The organism is Paenibacillus chibensis (genome assembly GCF_004001045.1).
Lineage (GTDB): Bacteria > Bacillota > Bacilli > Paenibacillales > Paenibacillaceae > Paenibacillus_AQ > Paenibacillus_AQ chibensis.
In genome coordinates, this window is sequence record NZ_BIMK01000044.1 from 1 (window position 1) to 12,454 (window position 12,454).

A 12,454-nucleotide genomic window follows, 5' to 3' on the forward strand; every position below is an offset into this window, starting at 1 on the left:
CGTTTTCGAAGCTGCTCAGTTAGCTCAGCAGCAACTCTTATAATATATCATGCGGCCCGTTATTTCGTCAAGTACTTTTTTTAAATCTTTTTTTCGCTTCGCTTACCGAACCGGTAAGCTTGTACCTTTTTTGAAAGGGGCGAGAATTAATGTACCACAGAATGAAGAGCCGCGTCAACTATCCTATCAAAGAAATTTTCAAGCTGTACAGAAGCGCGACACCAGGAAGGCCGAGGACCATCACCGTCCCGATCGTTGTCGGGTTTAACGGGATATATACTTCCGTCATTAAACCCGAAAAATTCACCAGATAAAGCCCCAATGCTGCGAGCACCAAATGCGTACCAAACACGGTCAACCACCCAAAACCGATTCTTTTGCGCACCACAATAAACAAAAGCAGCATTAAACATAAGATCATGATTCCCATGACAGCCATTCTCATTTCGGTTCCCCTCCCCTATGTCCCGACAACAATTCGGTCCTTTTTCCCCGCTTAAGCTTCCGCTCTCTGATTCAGTATCATTTGCGCACGGTTCAGCCCGATGCGTTTAGCCGCTCTCAATTGCATCTGATACTTCAGTTCAGCCGCTTCGAGCATGTAAATCGCATAATCGATCTGTTCCTCGCCCAAGGCCTCATCAAAAAAACGCCTTGCACGCTCCCACTCGGCCTGTGCCGCCCGCACATCCATATAAACGGCTATTTCTTCCTCCCGCTTCTCCTTGAGCTGCCACGCAGGCACCTGCGGCTCTCTCCGTCGAAACCACGCCATTCCGATCCGCCCCCGATCCTGGTTATTGAAACAAGGTTTGCTATACGCTCTCCTAGTTCATTCATACGGCCCAGGGGACAAACTTAGAACTACAAAAGGAGGCCCCACACGGGACCTCCTTTGTTCTGCAGCTATGTTCACGTCGTAAATTCAATCAGTTCAACTGACGCCGTCCTTCCAGCGCCTTGGATAACGTCACTTCATCCGCGTACTCCAAATCTCCGCCTACCGGCAGTCCATGGGCAATCCGCGTCACGATGAGCTCGAATGGGCGTACCAGCCGCGAGATATACATAGCGGTCGCTTCACCCTCGATGTTGGGATTGGTCGCCAAGATCAGCTCTTTCACGCGTTCGTCGCTAAGGCGCGTAAGGAGCTCCTTCAGACGGATGTCGTCAGGACCGATGCCTTCCATCGGCGAAATGGCTCCCTGAAGCACATGATAATAGCCGTTAAACTCTTTGGTGCGCTCCATGGCAACCAGGTCCTTCGGATCCTGCACCACGCAAATCACGGATGAGTCTCGCGTTTTATCCTGGCATATGCGGCAGGGGTCGGTGTCGGTGATATTGCAGCAAACCGAGCAGTAATGAAGATTGCGCTTCACGCTGACCAGCGCTTTAGCAAAATCAATGACGTCGTCTTCCTTCATATTCAGCACATGGAAAGCCAGACGGGCCGCGGTTTTCGGCCCAATGCCCGGCAATCGTGTAAATGCGTCGATCAACTTGGCGATCGGTTCGGGATAATACAAAACGCGGGCCCCTTTTCTGGTTTAAATTATTAGAACAGGCCTGGGATTTTCATACCGCCTGTGAATTTGCTCATATCTGCATTCGCAATGTCATCGGCTTTAGTCAATGCGTCGTTAACAGCCGTCATCACGAGATCCTGCAGCATTTCTACGTCTTCCGGATCTACGGCTTCAGGTTTGATGGTAATGGAGAGCAATTTTTTGTGGCCGTTGACTTCAACGGTAACCACGCCGCCGCCGGAGCTGCCTTCTACCTTTTTTTCAGCTAGAGCTTCTTGAGCTTTCAGCATTTGCTCCTGCATCTTTTTCACTTGCTTCATCATTTGGTTCATATTATTCACGCGTATCGTCTCCTCTTTGATCTTAGTGTATAAATTGAACTGAAGTTTGATCTTGCTTCCCCTTGAATTCATAACCATGCCGGAGAAGTCGTTACCCATGCCTTAGTTCAATTTATATGGGCCGCACGGAATGTGCAAATTAATCTTTTATGATCACGAGATCTTCTCCAAACATGTGGAGTGCCTCATCAATCCATGGCTTTGCGTTCGGATCCTTGTCCTCATGCTCGTGCTCGAGCTTCAGCTCCTCTTTCTGCTGGGTTCCGGCACCCTCGAGCGCCGCCGCCCAGTCCCTCTGCATCATGGTGACCAGATGGTAAGGCTTGCCGAGCTTGTCATGCATGACGCCTTCGATCACCTGCTTATTGGCGGGCTTCTCCGTCGTCTCGCGGTGGATGTTGTTTTTGAAAGCAACCAAAACCGCATCCTCCGTTACCGAAACCGGATCTCCATCCATAAACCAGGCGTGCACCGTAACCTTCTCCTCCTTGACCCCCTGGAGAACCTGTCCCCACTGGCGCTGGACCTCCAAAAAGTCCGGGCTGCCCTTCTGGGCAAGGAATTGGTCCATGTTAGACGGGATTTTGGCTGCTGAAGATGCCCGTGGCGCAGGAGCGCTGTGAGACCGCGCAGGGGCTTGAGCCGAAGCGCCGGAAGGCACGGATCCGCTCTGTATGAGCTTCTCCAGCTTTTTCTCCAGCGCGGCAACCTGCCGCTTGAGCTGGTTTACTTCACCGGAGTCCGCCGGAGCCGCCGCTTGCTGGGCATGCGCCTGTTCATAGCCCGCTGCCGCTCCCTGCGAGCCGCACAGCTTCAGCAGCGCCACTTCGAACAACGTCTGCGGCTGTGAGGCATATTTCATCTCGCTTTGATAATGATTCAAGGTGTCGATCATATGAAACAGCTGCTGCCTTGAAAAGGAAGCGGCCATCTCCTGGTATTCCTCCGGATGCAGCACCCGGTCCGTCAGTTTATTGGCATTCGGAATCATCTGGATCATTAGCAGGTCGCGGAAATAGTACAACAGATTCTCCATGCATTTATCGGCGCTTTTGCCTTCCTGCATAAAGTCCTCCACCATTTGGAGCACGAGGCCCGCATCACCCTTCTGAATCGCTCCCGCCAATCTGCCGAACTGTTCGGAGGCAATGCCCCCGGTCATGCTCAGCACCTGCTCATAGGATACATGACCGCCCGTAAAGGATGCAATCTGATCCAGGATGCTGAGGGCATCCCGCATGCCGCCATCGGATAAACGGGCTATATATTGAAGAGCCTCATCGTCGGCTTCCATTCCCTCTTCCCGGGCAATCTGCGCAAGCCGCTGCGTCTGCTCCTCCAGGGAAACCCTGCGGAAGTCAAAACGCTGACAGCGTGAAATGATGGTTGCCGGCAGCTTGTGAGGCTCGGTTGTTGCCAAAATAAACATGACATGCGGAGGCGGCTCCTCCAGCGTTTTGAGCAATGCGTTGAATGCTTCGGTCGTAAGCATATGCACTTCGTCGATGATATACACTTTTTGTCTGACTTCGGTCGGCGCATACTTCACCTTTTCGCGCAGATCACGGATCTCTTCCACGCCGCGGTTCGATGCGGCATCGATCTCCTGTACGTCCATCACTGCCCCGGCTGTAATTCTCCGGCAGGCTTCGCATTCGTTACAGGGCTCTGCCCCCGGGCCGCGTTCACAGTTAACGGCCTTCGCCAGTACTTTGGCCGCGGTCGTCTTCCCGGTTCCGCGCGGACCGCTGAACAGGTATGCATGGGAAACCCGCTGTTCGCGAATGGCATTCTGCAGCGTCTGAATGATATGCTGTTGTCCAACCATGTCCTGGAACGACTGCGGCCGCCAGGCACGGTAGAGCGCGATATGTTTCACTTAGCCATACCCTCTTTCAACTTCCACTAGCGCGCGTTCGCCGCTTCATCATTATACTATAATCCGGCTTTATACAAAACGTCTATCCGCCACCAATGTATTCGCTTTTTTTAACATTTGGATGAATCCTGATGCTTAAGGTCTAGAACATCCGTCTCTGCAAAATAAAAAGCACCCTTGTCCTGCGGACAAAGATGCTGACATGTTATTCGTAAGTTATACCGTGCACCTGTTATTGATAATTGCGATCCAAGCGGCACCCCTGAGTAACAACTCGGGCTAGGCCACCCTCCGGCACAAGAGCGATCTTGCTTATGGCTGCTTCCTTCCGGACCTGACCAGGTTCACAAGTGCTCATTGCGGAGGACCCAGCCGTCAACATTGCACGCAGGGACCAAACCTCACATCGACAAAACCTCTAACAGGAGTTCAACCTCGCTACAGCGGATTGCGAGTTACAGGGCACCGCTACCTCCCCGTCTAGCACGGTAAGGATTAGTATAGTTCATTTTAAGACAAAGTGCAACCAGAGCCCAAAAGTTGTCAAAAAAATCCCCTGCCGCCGAAGCAGACAAGGGATTTGGGTTTATGCCTATTAGATACCGTATTTCTTTTTAAATCTATCAACACGGCCGCCGGCATCCAGGAATTTCTGTTTGCCTGTGAAGAACGGATGGCAGTTGGAGCAAATCTCAACGCGCAGATCTTCTTTCACGGAACCTGTTTCGAACGTATTGCCGCAAGCACATGTTACGGTCGTTACGTGGTATTTTGGTTGAATTTCTTGTTTCATGTCTTTCACCTCTTTTTGCCCTGAGTCTCATGCGTACACAGAGTTATAATGACACAATACTTATATTATAGCAGGGACGAACATAATAATCAACGGGTTGCTCAAAACTGCTAATCCCGTGCCAGGACAGGCTTTTTAGGGCGTCTCTGCCCTACAGGCGGCACATGGGTATATGAACCAATGACGACATCCGGCAGTTCGGCCTGGAATATTTCGATCATCTGCTTCATCCCGAGTATCTCGCCTTGAGCCGGCGGAATCAGTTCCAGATAGCTCTCCGGATCAATGTTCAAATTACGCATCTGAATCAGCTTGAGGCCTGTACGGCGCGCAAATTCCACCATCGCCTCAATCTCTTCCTCGCGATCGGTAACGCCCGGGAAAATCAGGTAGTTGATGGACGTATAGACACCTTGGTCGGAGGCATACTTAAGGGACTTCTCCACGTTCGCAAGCGTATATTTGCGCGGCTTGTAATACGCGTTGTAATGGTCGTCCAGGGCACTGATTGTGCTTACCCGCATCAAATCAAGACCGGCATCGACAATCCCGCGGATGAAATCCGTCAGGCCGGCGTTGGTGTTGATGTTGATGTAGCCCATATCGGTAATGGAGCGGACTTCACGCATCGCTTCAATAATGATTTTGGCCTGCGTGGATGGCTCACCCTCACAGCCTTGTCCGAAACTGATGATGGATTCCGGCGTTTTTAGATGCTCAAGCATAATCTGAACCAGTTCTTCCACCTTCGGCTTGAAATTCATGCGCGTCTGCGGCGCAACGAACCCACTGTCATCCGGTTGCTCGGAAATACAGCCGAAGCAGCCGGCATTGCACGAATAGGACACCGGAACAGCACCTTCCCAGCGGTTCAGGAACGTGTTGGATGCGGTGAGGCATTCGTAGCCGAGAGCACAATTGGACAGATGCTCATACAGCCGGTTTTCGGGATATTTCTGGGTCAGCTTCTTGACGCCAAGCTTCAACTCATCCAGGTTGCAATTCAGCGGATTCCACTTCTCGGGGTCATCGGAAAGACGGGCCGTTGTATAGAAACGTCCATCCTTCCAGACGACGGCGGAATATCCGAAGAGCGGCAGCTTATATTCCTTATCCGTCTTCACATAACCAGGAAGACATAACCGGGTGAATCCCTGCGGGAGAAGCGCTCCTACAGCCTGGGCATCGCCAGGCAGCGGCATCATCTCTCCGGTTTCGGGATCCATGCCGATCGCCCGCGTATTCGGAAGTCCCACCAAGGTGGCCCCATCCGGCAGAGGGATCAGCTCGTCCTCCAATATTTCCACGATCATATCACCGCTGCGGGCCAGGCCATACAGCGTCGGATGATCGAATACATTGCCTTTCTCATCTGCATATACCAGGTACATGATGTGTCTCCTCTTTGTTCGTTAAAATCAGGTCAGCGGCACGGAAGCCGCGGGCCGCGACGTGCGGCGGTTGCCGCTGCTATTGTGGCTGCCAGAGCCTTTGCTGCCGTTGCCAACGCTGCTGACATCGAAGGATGCCAGGAACTCCGCATTGGTTTTGCAGTCGCGCAGCTTTTTCAAGAAGCCTTCTACAAAATCAGCCGATTCATTCATATTTTTACGGATCGCCCAAATGGTATCCAGTTCTTCCTTCGTTAAGAGCACTTCTTCACGACGCGTGCCCGAGCGGCGAATGTCGATCGCAGGGAAAATGCGGCGCTCCGCCAATTTGCGGTCCAAATGAAGCTCCATGTTGCCCGTTCCCTTGAACTCCTCGTAAATGATGTCGTCCATCCGGGATCCCGTATCGATCAGCGCCGTGGCCAAAATCGTCAGGCTGCCGCCTTCCTCCACGTTCCGCGCCGAGCCGAAAAAGCGTTTCGGACGGTGGAAAGCAGCAGGGTCGATACCGCCGCTCAGCGTACGCCCGGACGGTGGGATCACAAGGTTGTAGGCGCGTGCCAAACGAGTGATGCTGTCCATCAGAATCACGACATCCTTCTTATGCTCCACCAGACGAAGCGCGCGTTCCAATACAAGCTCCGCCACTTTAATATGGTTCTCCGGCAGTTCGTCGAATGTCGAAGCAACCACTTCTCCTTTAACGGAACGCTGCATGTCCGTCACTTCCTCCGGACGTTCATCAATAAGCAGTACAAAAAGTTCGATTTCGGGATTGTTGGTAGAGATGCTGTTGGCAATTTCTTTTAAGAGGAGCGTTTTACCTGCTTTTGGAGGCGCAACGATCAAGCCGCGCTGTCCCAAACCAACGGGAGCGAGCAAATCCATAATCCGGGTAGACAAATGGTTAGGGGATGTTTCAAGCACGAGCTTCTTTTGAGGAAAGAGAGGTGTAAGTGCAGGGAAGTGAAGTCGTTCCGATGCCGCGTCCGGACTTTCGCCGTTAACTGCATTTACCTGCAGCAGCCCGAAATAACGTTCGTTTTCCTTCGGTGCGCGGCATTTCCCTGAGACCAAATCTCCCGTCCTAAGATCAAACTTACGGATCTGTGATGCTGAGATGTAAATATCCTCGGTACTCGGCAGATAGTTGATCGGACGGAGGAAGCCGTAGCCTTCAGGAAGAATTTCCAGTACACCCTCCATAAACATGAGTCCGCTATGCTCTGCCTGTGCTCTTAAGATAGCAAAAATCAGCTCTTTCTTCTTCAGCTGTCCGTAGTACGGGATCTGATACTTCTTCGCAAGCTTGTACAGATCGGTCAGCTTCATTTCTTCCAAATCGGCAATTTGCAAATCCATGTAATAACCACCTATTCAATTTTATAAGTCCAGTCAAACTATATCGCGTCGTTGCTTTCTATCAGTCTATAAGAAGTCTACCAATACGTTTAAATGAAGTTTTTCTTGCGAATATAGAATAGCTTCTCTGAATTGTATAAATCTATAATCTTGAAAAATCCTCATTAGGATAGCATTACCCAAATTAGAAGGAGATATGCAGTTCCACCGTAAAAAACGTGATTCCGGCATGGAGCGCTAAACTGCAAATCCCCTTCGTTATATGTCACTTACTCGTTTTCACGCCAAACATCCGCACCGAGCATGCGCAGATTGGTGACCAAATGGTCATAGCCGCGGTCGATATACTCGACACCGGTGACTTCAGTTACGCCCTCCGCGACGGTAAGTCCCGCAATCACCAGCGCAGCTCCGGCCCGAAGGTCCGTCGCTTTCACTTTGGCAGCGTTGAGCCGGCTGCGTTCAATAATGGCGGAACGGCCCTCCACGCGGATCTTGGCACCCATGCGAACAAGCTCTGGCACATGTTTAAACCGGTTGCTGTACACGAAATCGCTCAGTACGCTTACACCTTCCGCCTGCGTCAGCAAGCTGGTCATCGGCGACTGTAAATCCGTAGCAAATCCTGGATAAATCAGTGCTTTCACGTCTACATGCCCGTAGTTCGGCTGACCAAGTACACGGATGCTTTCATCCAGCTCCTCGATCTGCACGCCCATTTCAATCAGTTTAGCGGTCAATGCTTCAAGGTGTTTGGGAATAATGTTGTCAATCAGCACATCTCCTCGGGTTGCGGCAGCGGCGACCATATAAGTACCCGCCTGTATCCGGTCCGGGATAATGGAGTGACGGCAGCCGTGCAGCTCGGAAACGCCCTCGATCCGGATGGTTTCCGTACCTGCACCTTTGATGACTGCCCCCATGGAATTGAGAAGAGTTGCTACATCTATAATCTCAGGCTCTTTGGCCGCGTTTTCGATAATTGTGGAGCCTTTGGCCTTGGAAGCCGCCAGCATGATGTTAATCGTCGCACCCACGCTGGATACGTCAAGATAAATTTTAGCGCCCTTCAGCTCTTTGGCGTGAAGGTGAATCGCACCATGCTCATTGGTCACGGTCGCTCCTAATGCTTCAAAACCTTTAATATGCTGATCAATCGGACGGGGTTCAAAGTTGCAGCCCCCGGGAAGGCCGATCACCGCTTCTTTAAAACGGCCAAGCATCGCTCCCATCATATAGTAGGAAGCTCTCAGCTTTTTGACAGGACCGTTTGGCATCGGGATCGATTTGATATCGGAAGGGTCGATTTTCATCTGACTGTCCTTCCAGCTTACTTTAGCGCCAAGTTCTTCGAGGATTTCGGCATAAACCGCCACGTCGCTCAGGAGCGGCAGGTTGTCGAGCACAACTTCGGACTCGGCCAAAATCGCGGCAGGTATTAGGGCAATAGCGCTGTTCTTGGCTCCGCTAATCGTTACGGTACCATGCAGCGGCTGTCCACCGCTAATCATCAATTTTTCCATACGTTTCAGGTTCCCCCCACATACTTCGCAGCAGCAAAATCGTTTGGTGTTAATTTTAGTGTATGAAATGGAAAAACACCGGCTAAGCGGTGTGCTCTCCATTCCAAACTATTCGATTGGACAACCCCGGATGGGGTTGTCCGCCTTCTTATCAAACAACACTTAAGCTCTCTTGTGCGGCAAAGCACAGAAACAATGAAAAGCGTCTTACGCTTTGTTGTTGGAGCCGAATTCGCGGATCTTACCGATAACTGTTGCTTTAATCGCATCGCGGCCTGGCACGATGTATTTACGCGGATCATAAGCATCCGGTTTAGCAGCGAGTACTTCACGTACTGCTTTTGTAAACTCGATTTGGTTCTCGGTGTTTACGTTGATTTTGGATGTGCCCAAAGAAATAGCTTTTTGAATGTCATGAGTCGGAATACCTGTACCACCATGAAGAACCAGTGGAAGGTGAATTTCGTTCTTGATTTCTTCCATTTCTTTAAAGCCAAGGTTCGGCTCGCCTTTGTAAGGACCATGAACGGAACCCAGTGCTGGAGCAAGCGTGTCGATTCCGGTTTCTTTGACGATACGAACGCAGTCTTCAAGCTTCGCGTACATTACGCCGCCGACAACGTCGTCTTCTTGTCCGCCGACTGTTCCCACTTCAGCTTCAACGGAAACGCCTTTGGAATGCGCATACTCAACCACTTTTTTGGTGGTTTCAATGTTGTGGTCAATCGGGCTGTGAGAATCGTCGATCATAACGGAAGTGAATCCGGCGTCGATCGCTTCTTTACATTTTTCGAAACTGGAGCCATGGTCCAGGTGAATGGCTACAGGAACGGTAATTTTCATATCATGAATAAGGCCTTCAACCATTTTTACTACCGTATAAAAACCGCTCATATGACGAGCAGCACCTTCAGATACGCCCAGAATCACTGGAGATTTCTCTTCTTCGGCAGCCGCGAGAATCGCTTGCGTCCATTCAAGGTTGTTGATGTTGAATTGACCTACCGCGTATTTACCCTCAAGGGCTTTGTTTAACATGTCAGTCATAGATACTAATGGCATGGTTTCAATCCTCCTAAAGTATTTGTTTTTTTCTATGGTTTTTAGCCGACTTCTCTCATTCGGAATTATTATACCACATCATGTTATAAATACTAAACAAGCATTTAAATTTCGGCTGTGCCCTATGATACACAGGCGCAAAAAAAGGATTCTGCCTAGGCAGAATCCAATTTTCACTACCCGAACTGTACCGGGTTATGTTTAAGCTGCATATTTACGGCAACGCGCATTTCATCGATATCAAACGGCTTGGTGAAATGCATTAACGCTCCGAGCTCGGTGGCCTCCTTGATCATATCAAGCTCACCATAAGCAGTCATCATGATGACTTTGATTGCCGGATTCATCTCTTTAATGTGCTTTAAAATTTCCAGCCCGTCCATTCCGGGTATTTTCATATCGAGCAGAACCAGATCGGGCGCGTCTCTCTCTACGATCTCTAACGCGATTTTACCGTTGGCCGCCTGATACGTCGTATAACCCTCACTGCTGAACACTTCCATCAATAGAATCCGTATTCCGTTCTGGTCATCGACGATCAAAACCTTCTTCTTATCCACTAACGCAAACCTCCCAACATCAGCCTGACCCTGCGTATCCGTGAATCTTCATTAAATGTTAATTTCAGACGCTTTATATCCAATTAATGTTATTCGCTCTCTGGTTACGAATTCCTGCCTCTGCGCAAAAATGAAAATAGGACCTCCGAAGAGGTCCATCGTTATCGCAAATTTACAGGGTTTTATGTGCAATCGAAGCTTTGACAAACTCGCGGAACAGCGGCTGAGGGCGGTTCGGGCGAGATGTGAATTCTGGATGGAACTGCACAGCCAGGAACCAAGGATGGCCCGGAAGCTCGACGATTTCAACCAGGCGTCCGTCCGGGGAGGTACCGGAAATACGGAGTCCCGCTTTTTCGATCGTTTCGCGGTACTGGTTGTTGAATTCATACCGGTGACGGTGTCTTTCGTACACCAGCTCATCGTTATAGCATTCCATGGCGAGCGAGCCTTCCACCAATTTACATGGATACAAGCCAAGGCGCATCGTGCCGCCCAGATCCTCGATATCCTTTTGCTCCGGCAGCAGGTCAATGACCGGATAAGGCGTTGCCGGATTGATCTCGGAGCTGTTGGCATCTTCCATGCCGACAAGCGCACGGGCGTATTCGATTACCGAAACCTGCATGCCCAGGCAAATGCCGAAGAACGGAATTTGCTGCTCGCGAGCGTAACGGATCGCGGAGATCTTGCCTTCGATACCACGGTCACCGAAGCCGCCCGGAACGAGGATGCCGCCAATGCCGTTCAGCAGCTCGCCGACATTCTCGTCCGTGATTTCTTCAGCATTGACCCAGCGGATTTTCACCTCGGCATTCGCATCAAATCCGGCATGGGAAAGGGATTCAACCACACTCAAATAAGCGTCATGGAGTGCAACATATTTGCCTACAATGGCAATTTCCACGGTTTTCTCGAGCTTGTTGATCCGGTCCACGAGAGCTTCCCATTCGGTCATATCCGGTTTTGGCGTCGTCAGCTTCAGGTAGTTCACGACGATTTCGTCGAGGCCTTCGTCACGAAGGTTCAGCGGAACCTCGTACAAGGTCGACGCGTCGCGGCATTCCACCACGGCATTCTCGTCAATATCGCAGAACAGGGCGATTTTAGCTTTCATGTCTGCGGATAATTCATGCTCGGTGCGGCATACGATCACGTTCGGTTGAATACCGATGCTGCGGAGCTCCTTCACGCTGTGCTGGGTCGGCTTCGTTTTCACTTCACCGGCTGCTTTAATGTAAGGAATCAGCGTCACATGGATGTACATGACATTTTCACGGCCGATTTCGCTCTTGATCTGACGAATCGCTTCAAGGAACGGCAAGCTCTCGATGTCGCCCACGGTGCCGCCGATTTCCGTAATAACCACGTCCGAACCCGCTTCGCGGCCGGCGCGGAATACGCGTTCTTTAATTTCGTTGGTAATATGAGGGATAACCTGTACAGTGCCGCCCAAATATTCGCCGCGGCGTTCCTTGCTGATCACCGACGAATATACTTTACCTGTGGTGACATTACTGTTTTTGGACAGGTTGATGTCAATAAATCGTTCATAATGTCCCAAATCGAGGTCCGTCTCGGCGCCGTCGTCGGTGACGAATACTTCACCGTGCTGATAAGGACTCATGGTTCCTGGATCCACGTTCAAATAGGGATCGAATTTCTGGATCGTAACCTTTAATCCTCTGTTTTTCAGCAGCCTACCCAGTGAAGCCGCAGTAATCCCTTTACCCAGGGAAGACACAACCCCGCCCGTCACAAAAATATACTTTGTCACTATAAAAACCCTCCTATTAAAGTCCAGTAAATTCAGGAACATAAATTGAGCTAAAGATATTTCGGAAGGCTTATCTTTCTTTAGTTCAATTTATATACATATGATGTTTAGCGTAACCCTTTTTCGCGATTTCCACCCGAAATAAGCTGCGCCGGTTTATTGCACTTTACCGTCCGCTTGAACAACAATGCGCCATTTGAAATCAAATGGCACAAAGTGGGTAATCCGGCATCTATA

At 50.5% G+C, this 12,454-nt stretch carries 12 protein-coding genes and 1 other RNA gene; all 13 read right to left on the reverse strand.

Translation table 11 applies throughout. The features are described 5' to 3' along the window. Positions 1 to 178 precede the first annotated feature (178 nt). Positions 179 to 445, reverse strand: a complete 267-nt coding sequence (locus PCH05_RS24870) for a pro-sigmaK processing inhibitor BofA family protein (RefSeq protein WP_127607019.1) — start codon at positions 443 to 445, stop codon at positions 179 to 181. A gap of 51 nt (positions 446 to 496) precedes the next feature. Next, the gene (locus PCH05_RS24875; protein ID WP_127607021.1) at positions 497 to 775 is read right to left on the reverse strand and encodes a DUF2508 family protein; all 279 of its coding nucleotides are present in this window, start codon (positions 773 to 775) and stop codon (positions 497 to 499) included. A 154-nt stretch (positions 776 to 929) separates the two neighbouring features. Beyond that, a complete protein-coding gene (recR, locus tag PCH05_RS24880; protein ID WP_127607023.1) occupies positions 930 to 1,529 on the reverse strand; it encodes a recombination mediator RecR in 600 nt (199 codons plus the stop codon). 29 nt (positions 1,530 to 1,558) lie between these two features. Beyond that, positions 1,559 to 1,870, reverse strand: coding sequence for a YbaB/EbfC family nucleoid-associated protein (locus PCH05_RS24885; RefSeq protein WP_127607025.1), 312 nt, complete (start codon positions 1,868 to 1,870; stop codon positions 1,559 to 1,561). A gap of 139 nt (positions 1,871 to 2,009) precedes the next feature. Continuing rightward, positions 2,010 to 3,749 carry a DNA polymerase III subunit gamma/tau gene (gene dnaX / locus PCH05_RS24890; RefSeq protein ID WP_127607027.1) on the reverse strand — a complete coding sequence of 580 codons (1,740 nt, stop codon included), beginning with the start codon at positions 3,747 to 3,749 and terminating at the stop codon, positions 2,010 to 2,012. A 221-nt stretch (positions 3,750 to 3,970) separates the two neighbouring features. After that, an RNA gene (gene ffs / locus PCH05_RS24895) (signal recognition particle sRNA large type) lies at positions 3,971 to 4,238 on the reverse strand. A 106-nt stretch (positions 4,239 to 4,344) separates the two neighbouring features. Continuing rightward, a complete protein-coding gene (gene rpmE, locus PCH05_RS24900; RefSeq protein WP_127607030.1) occupies positions 4,345 to 4,542 on the reverse strand; it encodes a 50S ribosomal protein L31 in 198 nt (65 codons plus the stop codon). A gap of 110 nt (positions 4,543 to 4,652) precedes the next feature. Further along, entirely contained in the window at positions 4,653 to 5,933 is a 1,281-nt protein-coding gene (locus PCH05_RS24905) for a radical SAM family protein (RefSeq protein WP_127607032.1), read from the reverse strand. 27 nt (positions 5,934 to 5,960) lie between these two features. After that, a complete protein-coding gene (rho, locus tag PCH05_RS24910; protein WP_127607034.1) occupies positions 5,961 to 7,295 on the reverse strand; it encodes a transcription termination factor Rho in 1,335 nt (444 codons plus the stop codon). A 269-nt stretch (positions 7,296 to 7,564) separates the two neighbouring features. Continuing rightward, positions 7,565 to 8,818, reverse strand: coding sequence for a UDP-N-acetylglucosamine 1-carboxyvinyltransferase (murA, locus tag PCH05_RS24915; RefSeq protein WP_127607036.1), 1,254 nt, complete (start codon positions 8,816 to 8,818; stop codon positions 7,565 to 7,567). Between the two features lie 207 nt (positions 8,819 to 9,025). After that, a complete protein-coding gene (gene fba / locus PCH05_RS24920; RefSeq protein WP_127607038.1) occupies positions 9,026 to 9,880 on the reverse strand; it encodes a class II fructose-1,6-bisphosphate aldolase in 855 nt (284 codons plus the stop codon). Between the two features lie 176 nt (positions 9,881 to 10,056). Beyond that, the gene (locus PCH05_RS24925; protein WP_127607040.1) at positions 10,057 to 10,440 is read right to left on the reverse strand and encodes a response regulator; all 384 of its coding nucleotides are present in this window, start codon (positions 10,438 to 10,440) and stop codon (positions 10,057 to 10,059) included. A 172-nt stretch (positions 10,441 to 10,612) separates the two neighbouring features. Next, a complete protein-coding gene (gene pyrG, locus PCH05_RS24930; protein WP_127607042.1) occupies positions 10,613 to 12,217 on the reverse strand; it encodes a CTP synthase in 1,605 nt (534 codons plus the stop codon). Between the last annotated feature and the right edge of the window lie 237 nt (positions 12,218 to 12,454).